Source organism: Lutibacter flavus, assembly GCF_900188355.1.
In the GTDB taxonomy this organism is placed as follows: Bacteria; Bacteroidota; Bacteroidia; order Flavobacteriales; family Flavobacteriaceae; genus Lutibacter; species Lutibacter flavus.
The window spans coordinates 227,515-245,693 of record NZ_FZNX01000002.1; the positions used below are offsets into that span (position 1 = coordinate 227,515).

An 18,179-nucleotide genomic window follows, 5' to 3' on the forward strand; every position below is an offset into this window, starting at 1 on the left:
AAAAATTAACAAATAAATAATTTTTTGTTAAAAAGAGAATATTGAAATATTTAGGATTTTAATTCAATAAAAACCTATATTTTTATGTGTTAGGAATAGTTTTTGATGCTCTTTTACAACTCTAATCTACTTTGGAATGAAAAATTTTACACTCTTTTTCATCTTTTCATTTTCATCTTTTTTATCCTTTTCACAATACATAGAAGGAAAAGTATTGGATGCACAAACTAATGAACCTATTGAGGGGGCTAATGTTTATATGGAGGTAATAAATAGAGGGGCAGTAACTAATGAAAAAGGAGTTTACTATTTAAAATTTCCATATAAAATTGTAAAAAATGGGACTATTCGTTTTACACATATTACTTATAAAGAATTAGAAATTCCTTACGTTCCAAAGAAGAAAAATTATTCAGTTAATCTTTTAATTGATTTAAAGAAGTTGGATGAAGTGAATATTTCTCAGAGTAGAAACCTAAAAAAAACCATTTCATATAAAACGCTTTCTACAATGAAAAGTGCGGTGCATTCTTTTGGCTCTATACTAAAAGATGGAAAAATTTATGTTGTTGGTGGTGATACTTCTTTTGAACAAAATGAATTCAAGAGGTTATTGGAATATGATCCAGAAAGGGCTCTTAAAAGATTTATTGATGGAACAGCTCGAAATTTTAAGAAAGAAAGTTATAATGGAGATTTACAAACATATGATATTAAAAATAATGTTTGGACAAATTCAAATTCAAAATTTAAAAAAAGAGCCTATCATAATTTAAATTATTATAACAATAAATTATATGTATTAGGGGGTAAAAATATTTCTGCAAATGAAAAATTTGAATATTTAGATGATAAAATAGAAGTTTATGATGTAGATAAGGATACCATAATTATTGACAATACAAATCCCCATCAGGCAGTTGATTTTTCATCATTTATTTATAAAGATAAATTGGTTTTAATGGGAGGATCCCTAAAAATGAAAAATAATGGATTTAAAGAATATTTTAATAAAGTTCATTTGTATGATTTTAAGACAGGAAATTGGTATCAAATAGGAAATATGCCAATTGCCAAGGAGGTAAAAGGGGTTTTAGTAAATGATAAAATATATTTAATAGGAGGTTTTAATAAGCATTCTTTGTCATCCGTAGAAGTCTTTGATCTTAAAACTCAAAAATGGAAAAAAGAAGGAAATATCTTTTACGGAATTAATAAACCAGCAATAACGCATAATAAAAATGTGATTTATTTTTTTAATGATGGAAAAATAAACACCTACAATATTGATTCTAAAGAACTAAACGAGTATTTAATAGACTTACCCTTAGAAACTTCTGAGTTGTATTTTGCTGATAATAAATTATATATTTTAGGTGGATTTAGAAAAAATAACTACTCTTTATATCCATCAAAAGGGCTCTTTAGTATTGATATTAATGAATTTAATAATACAAAGATTAATAATTCAAAAACACTATAAATTATTACTTATTGTAATTCAAATCTAAATCAAAAACGATTATTTTTTTGAATAATCATTAGTTGTTAGAAAATACGTATTTTTGCAAAAATTCAAAAAGGATAATTTATTATTCTCAACTATTGTTTAACTAAAAAGGTATAGCATGCAACTGTACAATAAGTTAAGCGCCGAAGAACGTGCTCATTTAATTGATGAGGCGGGAAAAGACCGTTTAACCATATCATTCTATCAATATTATAAGATAGAAAATCCACAAATATTAAGAAACCATTTGTTTATTGAATGGGATAATCTTGAGGTATTAGGAAGAACTTATGTTTCTAACGAAGGAATTAATGCTCAAATTTCTGTTCCTGCAGAAAATCTGGCTGCACTAAAAGAGCAACTAGATAGTATTTCATTTTTAAAAGATTGTCGATTAAATATTGCCATAGAACAGGACAATAAATCCTTTTTAAAATTAAAGGTAAAGGTTAGAGATAAAATTGTTGCCGATGGTTTAAACGATGATACGTTTGATGTTACCAATATTGGAATTCATTTAGATGCTGAAGGATTTAATAAGTTATTGGAAGATCCAAATACTGTATGTGTTGATATGCGAAATCATTACGAAAGTGAAATTGGTCATTTTAAAACGGCTGTAACTCCAGATGTTGACACTTTTAGAGATTCTTTAGATATTATTGAAGAGGATTTAAAAGATCACAAAGAAGATAAAAACTTGTTAATGTATTGTACCGGAGGAATTCGTTGTGAAAAAGCCAGTGCATACTATAAACACAAAGGCTTTAAAAATGTTTTTCAGTTGGAAGGTGGAATTATAGAATATACTCGTCAAGTAAAAGAGCAAGAATTAGAGAATAAATTTATAGGTAAAAACTTTGTTTTTGATCACAGAAGATCTGAAAGAATAACAGAAGATGTTATTGCAAATTGCCATCAATGTGGTGAACCTTGTGATATGCATGTAAACTGTGCAAATGAAGCTTGTCATTTATTGTTTATTCAATGTGAAAAGTGTTCAAAAAAAATGGAAACCTGTTGTTCTATAGAATGTAAGGAAATTATACAATTACCATTTGAAGAACAAAAAGAATTGCGAAAAGGAATTCCAAATAGCAATAAAATATTTAAAAAAGGACGTTCAGAAGTTTTAAAATATAAAAAATAATGATGCAGAAAATTGAACTAATGGCTCCGGCTGGAAATTTTGAATCTTTACAAGCAGCATTAGATAATGGAGCAGATTCCATTTATTTTGGTGTAGAACAATTAAATATGCGAGCTAGAGCATCTATAAATTTCACTTTAGAGGATTTACAAGAAATTTCTGATAGATGTAAAGCAAAAAATGTTAGAACCTATCTTACTTTAAACACGATTATTTACGATCACGATTTATCAATCGTAAAAACCTTGCTTCAAAAATCAAAAGATGCAGATATAACTGCGGTAATTGCAATGGATCAGGCTGTAATTGCATCAGCTAGAGCAATTGGAATGGAAGTGCATATTTCTACTCAAATAAACATTACTAATATAGAAACGGCGAGGTTTTATGCAATGTTTGCTGATACTATGGTATTGAGTAGAGAATTGAGTTTACGCCAAGTGAAGAAAATTACCGAGCAAATAGAAAAAGAAAATATTTGTGGACCTTCCGGGAAACTTTTGGAAATCGAAATTTTTGGACATGGTGCTTTGTGTATGGCAGTTTCAGGTAAGTGTTATATGAGTTTGCATTCCTATAATTCTTCGGCAAATAGAGGTGCTTGTAAGCAAAACTGTAGGAAAAAATATACGGTTATTGATCAGGAAACAGGTATTGAAATGGAGTTAGATAATGAATATATTATGTCTCCAAAAGATTTATGCACCATCGATTTTTTAGATCAAATTGCGGATGCTGGTGTAAAAGTGTTAAAAATTGAGGGAAGAGGTAGAGCTCCCGAATATGTAGCTAAAGTTATTAAATGTTACCGTGATGCTATTGATAGTATTGAAGCTGGAACTTACAACAAAGAAAAAGTAATTTCTTGGATGTTAGAGCTAGAGAAAGTTTATAACAGAGGTTTTTGGAGTGGCTATTATTTAGGTCAAAAACTTGGTGAATGGAGTAATGGGTCTGGAAGTCATGCAACTCAAAAAAAGGTGTATTTAGGAAAAGGAATGCATTACTATCCAAAAGCAAATATTGGAGAATTTAAAATTGAAGCATACGATATTTCAATTGGAGATACTATTTTAATTACGGGCCCAACAACAGGAGCACAAGAAATGGAAGTGAAAGAAATGTATGTAAATGATGTTAAAGGAGAAAAGGCTACAAAAGGAGATTCTTGCACAATTCCATTAGAATTTAGAATTAGACCTTCAGATAAATTGTATAAAATTGTTAAAAACACGGTAGAAGCTTAATGGTTATTATTACATTGCAAAGAGCTAAGTGCATTGGTTGTAATTATTGTGTTGAATTGGCTCCGGCTCAGTTTCAAATGTCTAAAAAAGACGGAAAATCTGTCTTGCTTCATTCAAAAGAAAAAAAAGGTTTTTTCACTTTAAAATCATCCGATTATACAATTTTTGATGATAGTATAAAAGCAAAAGAAGCTTGTCCAGTAAAAATTATTGGCATAAAACAGACTTAAAAGTACCATTTTAACGTTTTATGTTTAGTAATTTTAATTATATCTTTACAAATTAGTGAAGATTGTAAAATTGATTTTTTCAATTTTTCTTAACTTAATATAAAAATAGAAATATATGAGCTGTAATAGTTGCTCTTCAGATATAAATAGTGTCCCGAAAGGATGTAAAAGTAATGGAAGTTGTGGCACAGGCGACTGTGATAAACTTTCGGTGTTCGATTGGTTATCCAACATGGCACTACCAACAGGTCAAGATCCTGTAAATATAGTTGAAGTTCGTTTCAAAAACGGAAGAAAACACTTTTTTAGAAATCAAGATAATTTACAAATTTCAATTGGTGATATAATTGCTGTAGAAGGAAATCCAGGACACGATATTGGAACCGTTTCTTTGGTTGGAGAACTTATTAAAGTTCAAATGAAAAAGAAAGGTGTGGCAATGGATAGTGAAGAAATTAAAAAAATATACCGAAAAGCTACCCAAAGGGATATTGATATATGGCAAGCTGCACGAGATAAAGAATATGAAACTCAGTATAAAGGAAGAGAAATTTTAGGAAGACTAGGTTTAAAAATGAAACTTTCTGATGTTGAATATCAGGGAGATGGGAATAAAGCTACATTTTATTATACTGCAGATGATCGTGTAGATTTTAGACAGTTAATTAGAGATTTAGCAAGTGCTTTTAGTATTCGAATTGAAATGAAACAAGTTGGTTTACGTCAAGAAGCAGCGCGTCTTGGAGGTGTTGGATCTTGTGGAAGAGAATTGTGTTGTTCTACTTGGTTAACAGATTTACGAAAAGTAAATACAACTGCAGCTCGTTACCAACAATTGTCTTTAAATCCCCAAAAACTTGCAGGTCAGTGTGGAAAATTAAAGTGCTGTTTAAACTATGAATTAGATACTTATTTAGATGCATTAAAAGCTTTTCCAAAGCAGGAGGTTATTTTAAGAACTGAGAAAGGAAATGCTTCATTTGTTAAAATGGACATTTTTAAAGGGTTGTTTTGGTATACATACATTGAAAATAGGAGTAAATGGTTTAAGCTTACTTTAGAGCAGGTTCAAGAAATTATTGATTTAAATAAAAATGGAGAAAAGGCAATTTCTTTAGAAGAATATGAAGCGGATTTAGTTGAAGAAACTGTAGCGGATTTTGAAAATGTTGTTGGGCAAGATAGTTTAACTCGTTTTGATGCTCCAAAAAGAAATAAAAGAAATAAAAATAAAAGAAGAAAAAAACAAGCTGTTGGGCAAAACAAGCCGAATCCAAATCAAAATAAACAGAAAACAAGGCAGCCTAACCAAAATCCGAATCAAAAGAAACAAGGACCAGGTTTTAAAAAACCGAATCCAAATCAAAAGAATAAACCAATAAATCCGCAGCAAAAAACTGAAGGGACAGGAACAGTAAATCAGCCAAATAAAAAACCTAATAGAAATAAAAAAAGAAGACCACCAAGAAAAAGTGCAGACAATAAAACAAATGAATAATTATTTGACCATACTCTTTTGTGGGATGCTTTTGATGTCCTGCAATATAAATATGGATTATAATAAATACACTCCAATTGAAAGCCACCAATGGTTTTCTAATAATACTATTGAGTTTGTTGTAAATAACTTAGATACTATTTCTAAAAAAAATGTGTTTATAAATATTAGAAACAATAAAAACTATGAATTTAGTTCCTTGTTTTTAATTACTAAAATTGAATTCCCAAACGGTTTTCAGGTTGTTGATACTTTAGAGTATGAAATGACTGATTCTGAAGGGAATTGGTTAGGTACAGGGTTTACAGAATTAAAAGAAAACAAACTTTTTTATAAGGAAAACGTAGTGTTTTCAGAAAAAGGTGATTATAAATTTAATATTCAACATGCTACAAGAAGCATTCATGATATTGAAGGTAAAAATCCTTTAACCGGGATTACAGATGTAGGATTAAGTATTGAAAAAGTAAAATAATGACAAAAAAACAAACTGCTAACAATAACAATAATTTTTCAAAATATATTAAATGGTTTTGGGTAACCATTTTGGGAGGTACATTTGCAATAATACTACTATTTTTATTTGCTTCCTGGGGCTTTTTTGGCACCCTACCTACTTTTGAAGAATTAGAAAATCCAGAAAATAATTTAGCTACAGAAGTTATTTCTATTGATGGTAAAACACTAGGCAAATATTTTAAAGAAAATAGAACCCCTGTAAAATATAAAGATTTACCACAAAATTTATTAAAAGCACTAGTTGCCACTGAAGACGAGCGTTTTTATGAGCATTCTGGTATTGATTTTAAAGCAACATCTCGTGCTATTTTAAAATTAGGTAAAGATGGTGGGGGAAGTACGATTACCCAACAATTAGCAAAATTGTTATTTACAGGAGAAGGTTCTAAAAATTTAGGAGAAAGAGTACTTCAAAAATTTAAAGAATACGTAATTGCCGTTCGTTTAGAAAGACAATATACCAAGCAAGAAATTTTAACAATGTACTTAAATAAGTACGACTTTTTAAATTTAGCTGTTGGAATAAGATCTGCATCCCGTATTTATTTTGGAAAAGAACCTATTGATTTAACAGTGTCAGAATCTGCAATGTTGGTTGGAATGCTTAAAAATGCGTCATATTACAATCCACTTAGAAGAGAAGAATTGGTAAAAAATCGTAGAAATACAGTTCTAGCTCAAATGAATAGGAATGATTTTATTTCAGAAAAATTGAAAGATTCATTACAACAAAAAGGCTTAGAATTAAATGTAAATAGGGAGACACACAGTGACGGTTCAGCAACTTACTTTAGAGAATATTTACGTGACTTTATGAAAACCTGGATTAAAAACAATCCAAAACCTGATGGAACGGAATACAATTTACATAGAGATGGATTAAAAATCTATGTTACTTTAGATTCACGTATGCAAAATTATGCGGAAGAGGCTATGGCAGAGCATATGGCAAACTTGCAACGAGTTTTTTATAAAGAACAAAAAAATAATAGAACTGCCCCATTTTATGATTTAGATAAAAATGAAATTGCTGGTACTATGGAACAGGCAATGAAGAGATCTAATCGTTGGAGAAGAATGAAAGCTCAAGGAGCTTCTGTAAAAGAAATTAAAGCTTCTTTCGATAAAAAAACTGAAATGAGTGTTTTTTCTTGGAAAGGAGAAATTGACACTTTAATGTCGCCAAAAGATTCTATAAAATATTACAAACATATTTTAAGATCCGGATTAATGTCTGTTGAGCCACAAACAGGCCATGTAAAAGCTTGGGTTGGAGGTATTAATTATAAACATTTTCAATATGATGCTGTAAAGCAACAAAAACGCCAGGTAGGATCTACCTTTAAACCATTTGTGTACGCAACAGCAATCAATCAGTTAAACCTATCACCTTGCACAAAGTACCCAAACACGTTGTATACAATTCCAAAGGAAAAGTATGTAATGCCAGAAGATTGGACTCCAAAAAATGCAACTGAAAATTATGGAGGAGAACTTACTTTAAAAGAAGCTTTAGCAGGATCGGTAAATGTGATTACAGCTAGATTGATTGATATGGTAAACCCCAAAAATGTTGCAAATTTAGCTCATAGTGCTGGTATAACAACTGAAATACCAGAAGTGCCTGCAATAGCACTTGGGTCTGTTGATTTGTCGTTATTTGAAATGGTTGGAGCTTATTCAACATTTGCTAACAAAGGTTTGCAAGTTGAGCCAATGATGTTATTAAGAATTGAAGATAAAAACGGAACTGTTTTAGAGCAATTTACACCAAATTCTAAAGAAGTATTAAGCGAAGAATCTGCTTATGTTATTATTAATTTATTGGAAGGAGTAACACAATCAGGTTCCGGTATTCGTTTGCGTAGCAAATGGGGTAGTTACCCCGACAATGTAGTTACAGGATATCCTTATGAATTTACAAACCCAATTGCTGGTAAAACGGGTACAACTCAAAATCAATCTGATGGTTGGTTTATGGGAATTGTTCCAAATTTAGCAACTGGAGTTTGGGTTGGAGGTGAAGATAGAGCTACACATTTTGCAGGAATTACAAAAGGACAGGGAGCAACAATGGCCTTACCAATTTGGGCCTTGTATTATCAAAAATTATATGCTGATTCAAAATTGAATATTAGCAAAGAAGAATTTGAAAAACCAGAAGATTTAAGTATTGAAATTGATTGTTCTAATGATGAGGATGATCAAAATATTTTAGATTCAAAAGAGGAAGATCCTGAATTTTAACTATAAAAATGAATAGTAATTCTATTTGGAAGCCATCAAAAAAAACTATTGAAGGGAGCAACATTTATAAAATGATGCAACAATATGGTTTTGAAAATTATAATGATTTTTGGAAATGGTCAATTTTAAATAAAGAAGAATTTTGGGCAGCTACAGTTCTAAATTTAGGGATAAAACAAGCTAAAGAATTTACTTCAATTGTAGATATTTCTAATGGTGTTGAAAATGCAGAATGGTTAAAAAACGCTAAATTAAATATTGTAGATTCTTGTTTTCAGAATGATGATAATGCAACGGTTTTAGTTTTTCAAAAAGAAGGAGAACAAATTCAAAAAGTTTCCCAAAAAGAGCTTTTAAGTTTGGTAAATAAAATTGCAAACGGACTCGTTAATCTTGGATTAAAAGTTGGAGATAAAATTGCAATTGATATGCCAATGACCTTGGAGGCTGTTGCTTTATATTTAGCTGGAATAAAGGCAGGAATGCCAATTGTTACCATTGCAGATAGTTTTACGCCAAATGAAATTGAAGTACGATTAAAAATTACGAAACCTAAGGTAATTTTCACTCAAGATGTATTGCATAGGGCAGGAAAAGAAATCCCGTTGTATTTAAAAGTTATTGAAGCAAATGCACCAAAAGCAATTGTTTTAAAAACTTCAAAAGCGCAAAGTAATTTAAGAAAAGAAGATATTTATTGGAGCATTTTTTTAAGCAATAATAATGAGTTTAAATCCGTTATTCAAAACCCAGAGGATATAATTACGATCTTATTTTCATCAGGAACAACTGGAGAACCAAAGGCAATTCCCTGGACACATACAACTCCAATAAAAGGAGCTAGTGATGGATATTATCATCAGGACATTCATAGAAACGATGTAGTTTGCTGGCCAACAAATTTAGGTTGGATGATGGGGCCTTGGCTGGTTTTTGCGACATTAATTAATAAAGCAACTTTAGCTTTATATTATGGAGCTCCAACAGGAAAAGGCTTTGGAAAGTTTGTTCAAGATGCAAAAGTTACGATGCTTGGAGTAATTCCAAGTTTTGTGAAATATTGGAAAAGTTCTAAATGTATGGAGACATTTAATTGGGACTCAATAAAATGTTTTAGCTCCACGGGTGAAGTTTCTAATCCGGCAGAAATGGAATATTTGATGCAATTAGCAAATAATAAACCTGTAATTGAATACTGTGGTGGTACCGAAATTGGTGGAGGTTACGTTACAAGTACTGTAGTTCAACCAAATATAGCAAGTACGTTTTCAACACAAGCTTTGGGTGGGGAATTTGTGTTATTAGATGAAAATAATAATATTGCAAACAAAGGAGAATTGTTTTTAATTCCGCCAATTATGGGATTATCAACTACCTTATTGAACAGAAATCATTTTGATGTTTATTACAAAAACACCCCAAATTATAAAGGCCAATTATTAAGAAGACATGGGGATCAATTGGAACAATTAGAAAATGGCTTTTATAAGGCGCAAGGAAGAGTTGATGATGCAATTAATTTAGGAGGAATTAAGGTGAGTTCGGTACAAATAGAAGCAATTTTGAATAAATTAGAATTTGTGAAAGAAGCTGCCGCTATTGCTGTTTCACCAAAAGGTGGAGGTCCAAGTGAATTAGTGGTTTATTATGTTGAAAGGGATTCTAAATTAACTAAACAAGAACGATTTCAAAGTGCTAAAAACAGTATTAAAATTCAATTGAATCCATTATTTAAATTAACCGATTTAATTAAAATTGATATATTGCCAAGAACAGCATCAAATAAAGTAATGCGAAGAAAGTTAAGAGATTTATACGAAAACAACTAAAATGAAAATAATATCATATAACGTAAACGGAATTAGAGCAGCATTAAAAAAGGGTTTTATTGAATGGCTTGATGCCGCAAAACCAGATGTTGTTTGTATTCAGGAAACAAAAGCTCATAAAGAACAATTAGATTTAAGCTTGTTTGAAGACGCGGGCTTTAATTATCACTATTGGTTTTCTGCGGAGAAGAAAGGATATAGTAGTGTTGCCATTTTATCGAAACATGAACCAAAACATGTTGAGTATGGAACTGGAATTGAATCAATGGATTTTGAAGGTAGAAATTTACGTATAGATTTTGAAGATTTTTCTGTAATGAGTTTGTATTTGCCTTCTGGAACAAATGATGCGCGTCTGGATTTTAAATTTAACTATATGGCTAAATTTCAGGAATATGTAAATGATTTAAAAAAAGAAATTCCAAATATAATTATATGTGGCGATTATAATATTTGTCATGAAGAAATTGATATTCACAATCCAAAAATGAAAGGTGTTTCAGGATTTTTGCCTGAGGAAAGAGAATGGATTGGAAGTTTTATTGACAGCGGTTTTATAGATTCCTTTCGTCATTTAAACAAAGAACCACATCATTACTCTTGGTGGAGTTACAGAGCAAATGCCAGAAATAATAATAAAGGATGGCGCATAGATTACAATATGGTAAGTGAACCTTTGAAAGATAGAATTAAAAGAGCTTATATTTTACCAGAAGCAAAACATTCAGATCATTGCCCAATAGTAGTTGAAATTGAATAATAAAATTTAAAAACAATAGTATGTTAAAAAAAATAGCAATTTTATTCGTAATAGTATTCACATTAAATTCTTGTGTTTCTAAAAAAGTGTACCAGGAATTAGAAACAAAATTTAATAAATTACGTACTTCAAATTCAGAGTTGATTCAAGAAAAAGATGATTTATTAGCTGTAAAAAAAGGCTTAGAATCGGATTTGACAAGTTTGAATGTTCAGTTAAAAGAGCTTAAAACCAAAAAAACTATTTTAGAAAATGAATATGCTTCATTGCAAAATAAGTTTAAAAATCTACAAGATTCTTATGGAGTTCTTTCAACTCAAAGTTCAAAAGAATTAGCTGAGCAATCTCAAAAAAATCAGGAATTATTAGCGCAACTTGAAGAAAAGGAACGAAAATTAGTGGAAGAAAGCTTACGTTTAGAGAAGTTACAAACAGAGCTAAGTTTACGAGCTGAAGAAGTAGATGAATTACAAAGTTTAATAAACGCCAAGGAAGCACAAATGCAACAATTAAAAAATGCAATTTCTAATGCGCTTCATAACTTTGAAGGAAACGGATTAACAGTAGTTCATAAAAATGGAAAAATTTACGTTTCTATGGAAAATAAATTATTGTTTGATTCAGGAAGTTGGGCTGTTGGTTCAGAAGGAAAAAAAGCAGTTGAACAATTGGCTAGTGTTTTATCAGAAAATTCAGATATTAATGTGCTTATTGAAGGACATACGGATAATGTTCCATATACAGGTTCAACCTTAATAGATAATTGGGATTTATCGGTAAAACGTGCAACTGCCATTGTTAGAATTTTAAAAAGTAAAGGGGTAGATCCAACTCAAATTACAGCAGCAGGAAGAAGTGAATTTGTTCCAATTGACTCAAATAGCACTTCCGAAGGAAAAGCAAAAAACAGAAGAATTGAAATAATTTTAGCTCCTAATTTAGATGAAATATCTAAACTTTTAAAAGACTAATAATTAATGAATAAATTACAAATAATAGTATTATTACTAGTTGTTAATCTTGGATTTTCACAAACAAAACCAGACACAATTAAAATTCAAAAAATTGAAGACACTAAAGAATTGTTTTCAAACAGTGATACCCTGTTCTTAAAAAGCTCAGATTCATTAGGCTTTATAAATCATAAAGAGGCAACTTTAATTGATAGTTTGTGGATGAACGAGTTAATTAAATCTCCGTTGTATGATACGATTCAATATATTTTAAGAGATGACGAAATTTTAGTTACAGAACTAGAAGAATTACCAACCGAATTATTAAAAGAACGATTAGAGCATTTAAATACTCAAACACCGTTTCATATTGAATACAATAAAAGTTTAGAGCAAATTATTAAAACCTACTTAAAAAGAAGAAAATCCTCTTTCTCAAATTTAATGGAAAAAGCACGATTTTACTTTCCATTATTTGAAGAACAATTAGATAGGTATGATGTGCCATTGGAAATTAAATATTTGGCTATTGTAGAATCTGCCCTAAGACCAAGAGCACGCTCTAGAGTTGGAGCAACTGGATTATGGCAATTTATGTACCAAACAGGGAAACAGTTCGACTTAAATGTAAGTTCTTATGTAGATGAACGTTCAGACCCTTATAAAGCAACAGAAGCCGCCTGTAAGTATTTGGCAAGTTTGTATAAAATATTTGGAGATTGGGATTTAGCATTAGCAGCATATAATTCTGGACCAGGAAATGTTAGCAAAGCAATAAGAAGATCTGGCGGAAGTAGAAATTATTGGAATATTCGTCATAATTTACCTCGAGAAACAGCAGGTTATGTACCAGCTTTTTATGCTACATTATACATTTTTGAATATGCAAATGAACACAATATTAAAGCGAAAGAAAACTCACTTGCTTATTTTGAAACGGACACAGTTCAAGTAAAAAGACAACTTACTTTTGAACAAATTTATGAAACTCTAAATGTAGATATTGAAGTACTTCAATTTTTAAATCCACAATATAAATTAGATATTGTTCCTTACATAAAAGGGAAGAATTATACACTTACATTACCCGTAAAGGATATTGGAGAATTTTTAAGTAATGAAAAAGAAATTTATGCGTTTGCAGATGTTGAGGAGGCAAAACGAGAAAAACCGTTACCAGAATATATTGAAGAAAGTGCAAGAACAGTTTACAGGGTAAGAAGTGGAGACTATTTAGGAAGAATAGCTAATAAATTTGGAGTTTCCGTAAGCAATATTAAACGTTGGAATAATTTAAGGTCTAATCGCTTAAGTATTGGGCAACGATTAACAATTCACCCTAGAAAATCAAGCACTGTTGTAAGTAAAAAACCAACTAGTAAATCTCCAAAAAAAGAAATTCCAACTGGAAAATATGAAACGTATGTGGTTAAGTCTGGAGACTCTCTTTGGTTAATTGCTCAAAAATATTCGAATGTTTCTGTTAATAATATTAAAGATTGGAACAATATTTGGAGTGTTAGAAGTTTAAAACCAGGAACCAAATTGAAAATATTTAAAATTTAATATGAAAAAATTTAGCATAATTTTAGTCGCTGCAATTTTATTTTTTTCTTGTGGAACAGGAGAAGATAAAAAAGTTTTAAAAGGAGCAAACGGAAGAATTAATCATTTACTTGTGGTCATGAAGAATAGTGAATGGCAAGGTGAATTAGGTGATGAACTTCGAAAAATAATTGCCGAACCAGTATTAGGTTTACCTCAGCCCGAAGCTCAATTTGAAGTTTCTCAGGTTCCGCCTGATAGTTTTGGAAGTATGTTTAGAGCAACAAGAAGTGTTTTAAATATTGGGGTTGGAGAAGAAAACTCTTTTAATGTTGCAACAAATGTTTATGCTGCACCGCAAAAAATTATTACAATTATTGGAAAAAGCAAAGAAGATATTATTATTGCATTAAAAAAGAATAGTAAAAAAATAGTATCAATATTTAAAGAAGCTGACTTAAAGGCTGTACAGCAAAAAACTCTAAAGGAGTATTGGGACCCAAGTCAAATTAATACTTTTAATAAGCAAGGCTACTTTCTTAAAATACCTAAAAAATATTCTAAAGTAGAAGATAATGGAGATTTTGTTTGGTATCGTTATCATTTAAATGGAGATAATAGTATGGAATTTATGGCTTATACAGTTCCAATTACTTCGGAAGATGATGAAAATGGGAATAACATTGTAGCAATTAGAGACGCATTTGGTAAAAAAAATATTCCAGGACAAATTGAAGATTCATATATGATTACCGAAGAGGCTTACTCCCCTCATATTTTTCAAGTTGAATTGGATGGTAAAAAAGCTTTTGAAACAAGAGGTAAATGGGAAGTTAAAAATGTATACATGGCAGGTCCTTTTTTAAGTTATACCGTTGTTGATAAGCCAAATAATCGTTTAGTTGTTGTTGAAGGTTTAACATATGCACCTTCAATTAATAAGCGTGATTATATGTTTGAGCTAGAGGCAATTTTAAAAACATTAAAAATTAATTAAAGATTAATTTAATTTCATAAAAAAAGCAGTTCTAGATATCCAGAACTGCTTTTTTTATATAAACTAAAATTAGTTACTGCCCCATTTTTGCCCAACTATCTCGTAAAGGGACTGTTCTATTAAAAACTAATTTATTAGCAGTTGTATCTTTGTCAACACAAAAATACCCCAAACGTTGAAATTGGAATCTATCTAAATTTTTTGCTGTTTTTAAACTTGGTTCAACAAAAGCTTCAATTACATTTAAAGAATCTGGATTGATAAATTCTTTAAAATCTTTGTCTTTTTGGCTATCAGGAGCTTCGTGAGTAAATAAACGATCATACACTCTTACTTCAGCTTTTCTAGCATGTTTAATAGAAACCCAATGTAAGGTTCCTTTTACTCTGCGCTTGCTAGCCTCTGATCCACTTCCACTTAAAGAATCCTCATCGTAGGTACAGTGAATTTCAGTTACCTCACCATTTTCATCTTTAATACAACTTTCTGCCTTAATGATATATGCATTTTTTAAACGAACTTCTTTTCCTAATTTTAGTCTGAAAAACTTTTTATTAGCCTCTTCTCTAAAGTCTTCCTTTTCTATATATATTTCTTTGCTAAATGGCACTTCTCTAAAACCTGCATTTTCATCTTCCTGATTGTTTTCAGCAGTTAAAATTTCTTCTTTATCTTCTGGATAATTTGTAATTATTACTTTAACGGGATCTAAAACCGCCATAACTCGAGGTGCAGTTTTATTTAAATCGTCCTTAATGCAATGTTCTAACAAAGCAACATCAGTTACGTTATCACGTTTAGAAATCCCAGCAGTTTCGCTAAAAGTTCTAATTGAATTTGCAGTATACCCTCTTCTTCTTAAACCCGAAATAGTTGGCATTCGTGGATCATCCCATCCAGTCACAATTTTTTCTTCAACCAATTGCAGTAATTTACGTTTACTCATTACAGTATAACTTAAATTTCTACGTGCAAATTCGCGCTGTTTTGGTCTTAAAAGATTAGTATCGTAAACTTGATCAACATACCAATCGTATAAATCTCTATGACTTTTAAATTCTAACGTACAAATAGAGTGCGAAATTTGTTCTATATAATCTGATTCACCGTGTGTCCAGTCATACATTGGATAAATGCACCAATCATCTCCTGTTCTATGATGATGTTTTTTCAAAATTCGATACATAATAGGATCACGCATATGCATATTTACGTGTTTCATATCAATTTTGGCGCGCAATACATGAGAACCCTCATTAAACTCACCACTCTTCATTTTCATAAATAAATCTAAATTTTCTTCAATAGATCTATTTCTATTTGGGCTATCAGTTCCATGTTCAGTTGGCGTACCTTTTTGTTTCGCCATTTCTTCTGATGATTGATTATCAACATAAGCTTTCCCTTCTTTAATAAATTCAATAGCCCAATCAAATAATTGCTGAAAATAATCTGAAGAGTACAATTCCTTATCCCATTTAAAACCTAGCCATTGTATGTCATGTTTAATGGCATCCACATATTCCTGTTCTTCTTTTGCTGGGTTTGTATCATCGAAACGCAAATTTACAGGCGCATTGTATGTTAAACCAAGTCCAAAATTTAAACAAATAGAAGCTGCATGTCCTATATGTAAATAACCATTTGGCTCTGGTGGAAATCTAAAACGCAACTTTTCTTTTGGTAAACCGTTGGCTAAATCTTCTTCTATAATTTGCTCAATAAAATTAAGCGATTTTTTTTCTTCACTCATAATAACCTAAACTTAGATGGCACAAAAATATCGATTTTTTTATCAATACAACAACAAAACAATCAGCCTAATTAGTATATTTGATAAAAATAGAATTTATGGACAATAAACCTTTAAATTATACGTGCCCAAAGTGCAGAAATAAAACCTATCAAGTGGGGCAAATGAGAGCAACTGGAGGTACTTTATCTAAAATTTTTGATATTCAAACAGAAAAATTTTCTTCTGTTACTTGTGAAAAGTGTAAATACACTGAATTTTATAAAGCCCCAACAAGTTCATTAAGTAATATTTTTGATTTTTTTACAAGTTAAAAAATGGGAGTAATTAAAGTTAGAAATATACGTGTTTATGCATATCATGGATGTTTGGTTGAAGAAGGAAAAATAGGATCGGATTATCGAGTTGATGTTGTTGTTAAGGCGGATTTATCCAAATCTGCAAAAACAGATGATTTAGCAGATACCGTTGATTATGTGCACTTAAACAAAATTGTTAAAGAAGAAATGGCAATTAGATCTAAATTGTTAGAAGAGGTTGCAAAGCGAATCCTCGACAGAATTTTAGATGAAATTCCACTTGTGAAAAAGGCAGATATAGCTGTTTCAAAATTAAACCCGCCAATTGGTGGAAATGTAGCGATGGTAACTATTGAAATGAGTAAAAAAAGAAAATAGATTATAAGTATTTAAAATATTAGAAAAATTGGTCAAAGTTTTAAAGTGAAAAATCAGTTTAAAATTATAGAATTCACGCCTTCCAAGATTTAACAATTATAGAATTCAACAATAATCACAAAAAATCTTGCTAACTTATTAAAATTAGTTAAATTTGCAATCCAATTAAGGCGTCGTGGCCGAGTGGCTAGGCTGGGCTCTGCAAAAGCTCCTACAGCGGTTCGAATCCGCTCGTCGCCTCTACAAAAACCTAAGCTTTGCTTAGGTTTTTTTGATTTATTTAACATATACTTACATATAAAAATTTGTATCTTTGTAAAATCCTAAATATTAACTGAAAACGATGTAGTAGAGGGTTTTTAGTTGGTTTTAAGATTTCGAAAATTATAATACAAGTATGACAATTTACCCTATTGAAACAGGTAACTTTAAGTTAGATGGTGGTGCAATGTTTGGAGTGGTTCCAAAAGTTTTATGGCAAAGAACAAACCCCGCAGATAGTAATAATTTAATTGATATGAGTATGCGTAGCATGCTTATTGAAGACGGTAACAGATTAATTTTAATTGATACTGGTACAGGAAACAAACAATCCGATAAATTTTTTGGATATTATTATATGTTTGGAGATTTCTCTTTGGATACTTCATTGGCAAAATATGGTTTTCACAGAGATGATATTACAGATGTTTTTTTAACACACTTACATTTTGATCATTGCGGAGGAGCAATCCAATGGAACAAGGATAGAACAGGCTATGAACCAGCATTTAAAAATGCAAAATTCTGGAGTAATAAAAATCATTGGAAGTGGGCTGTAGAACCAAATATTCGTGAGAAAGCTTCATTTTTAAAAGAAAATATAAACCCAATTGAAGCAAGCGGGCAATTAAATTTTGTAAATATACCTACAAGTGATTTTGCGCAAAATACAGAATTAGGATTTGACATTTTATTTGCTGATGGACATACTGAAAAACAAATGATTCCTCATATTAAATATAAAGAAAAAACAATTGTTTTTATGGCAGATTTATTGCCTACAGTAGGCCATATTCCATTGCCTTATGTTATGGGATATGATACAAGGCCATTGTTAACAATGGATGAAAAAGCGAAGTTTTTAAATATAGCAGCTGACAAAAAATATTTTTTATTTTTAGAACATGATGCTGTAAATGAGCTTTGTACAGTAAAGCATACCGAAAAAGGAGTACGATTAAACCAAATACATAAATTTAACGAAGTATTTAATTAAATAGTA

16 protein-coding genes and 1 tRNA gene are annotated in these 18,179 nt (G+C 30.5%); 16 read left to right on the forward strand and 1 reads right to left on the reverse strand.

Translation table 11 applies throughout. The annotated features are described in order from the left end of the window. Positions 1 to 136 precede the first annotated feature (136 nt). From CHB63_RS07160 to CHB63_RS07215, 12 genes are all read left to right on the forward strand, one after another. Positions 137 to 1,483 (forward strand): Kelch repeat-containing protein, encoded by a 1,347-nt coding sequence (locus CHB63_RS07160; protein WP_089377772.1) that lies wholly within the window; start codon positions 137 to 139, stop codon positions 1,481 to 1,483. 145 nt (positions 1,484 to 1,628) lie between these two features. Beyond that, positions 1,629 to 2,660 carry an oxygen-dependent tRNA uridine(34) hydroxylase TrhO gene (trhO, locus tag CHB63_RS07165; protein ID WP_089377773.1) on the forward strand — a complete coding sequence of 344 codons (1,032 nt, stop codon included), beginning with the start codon at positions 1,629 to 1,631 and terminating at the stop codon, positions 2,658 to 2,660. A gap of 2 nt (positions 2,661 to 2,662) precedes the next feature. Beyond that, complete coding sequence (locus tag CHB63_RS07170; protein ID WP_089378124.1) at positions 2,663 to 3,907, forward strand: peptidase U32 family protein; 1,245 nt, start codon at positions 2,663 to 2,665, stop codon at positions 3,905 to 3,907. Beyond that, positions 3,907 to 4,137 carry a ferredoxin gene (locus CHB63_RS07175; RefSeq protein ID WP_089377774.1) on the forward strand — a complete coding sequence of 77 codons (231 nt, stop codon included), beginning with the start codon at positions 3,907 to 3,909 and terminating at the stop codon, positions 4,135 to 4,137. Before CHB63_RS07170 ends, CHB63_RS07175 begins: the two co-directional genes overlap by 1 nt. 115 nt (positions 4,138 to 4,252) lie before the next feature. After that, positions 4,253 to 5,635 carry a PSP1 domain-containing protein gene (locus tag CHB63_RS07180; protein WP_089377775.1) on the forward strand — a complete coding sequence of 461 codons (1,383 nt, stop codon included), beginning with the start codon at positions 4,253 to 4,255 and terminating at the stop codon, positions 5,633 to 5,635. A 34-nt stretch (positions 5,636 to 5,669) separates the two neighbouring features. Next, positions 5,670 to 6,110, forward strand: coding sequence for a gliding motility lipoprotein GldH (locus CHB63_RS07185; RefSeq protein WP_245856877.1), 441 nt, complete (start codon positions 5,670 to 5,672; stop codon positions 6,108 to 6,110). Continuing rightward, on the forward strand, positions 6,110 to 8,401 hold the full coding sequence (locus CHB63_RS07190; protein WP_089377777.1) for a transglycosylase domain-containing protein: 2,292 nt from the start codon (positions 6,110 to 6,112) through the stop codon (positions 8,399 to 8,401). Before CHB63_RS07185 ends, CHB63_RS07190 begins: the two co-directional genes overlap by 1 nt. Positions 8,402 to 8,409: 8 nt before the next feature. Continuing rightward, a complete protein-coding gene (locus tag CHB63_RS07195; protein ID WP_089377778.1) occupies positions 8,410 to 10,230 on the forward strand; it encodes an AMP-binding protein in 1,821 nt (606 codons plus the stop codon). Position 10,231: 1 nt separating this feature from the next. Next, a complete protein-coding gene (locus CHB63_RS07200) occupies positions 10,232 to 10,990 on the forward strand; it encodes an exodeoxyribonuclease III (RefSeq protein ID WP_089377779.1) in 759 nt (252 codons plus the stop codon). Positions 10,991 to 11,010: 20 nt separating this feature from the next. After that, positions 11,011 to 11,961, forward strand: a complete 951-nt coding sequence (locus tag CHB63_RS07205; RefSeq protein ID WP_089377780.1) for an OmpA family protein — start codon at positions 11,011 to 11,013, stop codon at positions 11,959 to 11,961. 6 nt (positions 11,962 to 11,967) lie between these two features. After that, complete coding sequence (locus CHB63_RS07210) at positions 11,968 to 13,509, forward strand: lytic transglycosylase domain-containing protein (RefSeq protein WP_089377781.1); 1,542 nt, start codon at positions 11,968 to 11,970, stop codon at positions 13,507 to 13,509. A 1-nt stretch (position 13,510) separates the two neighbouring features. Continuing rightward, positions 13,511 to 14,485 carry a DUF4837 family protein gene (locus tag CHB63_RS07215; RefSeq protein WP_089377782.1) on the forward strand — a complete coding sequence of 325 codons (975 nt, stop codon included), beginning with the start codon at positions 13,511 to 13,513 and terminating at the stop codon, positions 14,483 to 14,485. A 73-nt stretch (positions 14,486 to 14,558) separates the two neighbouring features. Here the strand turns inward: CHB63_RS07215 and CHB63_RS07220 are convergent, their stop codons facing one another. Further along, entirely contained in the window at positions 14,559 to 16,238 is a 1,680-nt protein-coding gene (locus CHB63_RS07220) for a glutamine--tRNA ligase/YqeY domain fusion protein (protein ID WP_089377783.1), read from the reverse strand. Between the two features lie 98 nt (positions 16,239 to 16,336). On the opposite strand from CHB63_RS07220, the gene CHB63_RS07225 reads away from it, so the two are divergent. From CHB63_RS07225 to CHB63_RS07240, 4 genes are all read left to right on the forward strand, one after another. Continuing rightward, positions 16,337 to 16,552: a zinc ribbon domain-containing protein gene (locus CHB63_RS07225; protein WP_089377784.1), complete on the forward strand. Its 216-nt coding sequence runs from the start codon at positions 16,337 to 16,339 to the stop codon at positions 16,550 to 16,552. Positions 16,553 to 16,555: 3 nt separating this feature from the next. Beyond that, positions 16,556 to 16,915, forward strand: coding sequence for a dihydroneopterin aldolase (gene folB / locus CHB63_RS07230; protein ID WP_089377785.1), 360 nt, complete (start codon positions 16,556 to 16,558; stop codon positions 16,913 to 16,915). A 169-nt stretch (positions 16,916 to 17,084) separates the two neighbouring features. Next, a tRNA-Cys gene (locus CHB63_RS07235) sits at positions 17,085 to 17,155 on the forward strand. A gap of 157 nt (positions 17,156 to 17,312) precedes the next feature. After that, complete coding sequence (locus CHB63_RS07240) at positions 17,313 to 18,173, forward strand: MBL fold metallo-hydrolase (protein WP_089377786.1); 861 nt, start codon at positions 17,313 to 17,315, stop codon at positions 18,171 to 18,173. The last annotated feature ends 6 nt before the right edge of the window (positions 18,174 to 18,179 follow it).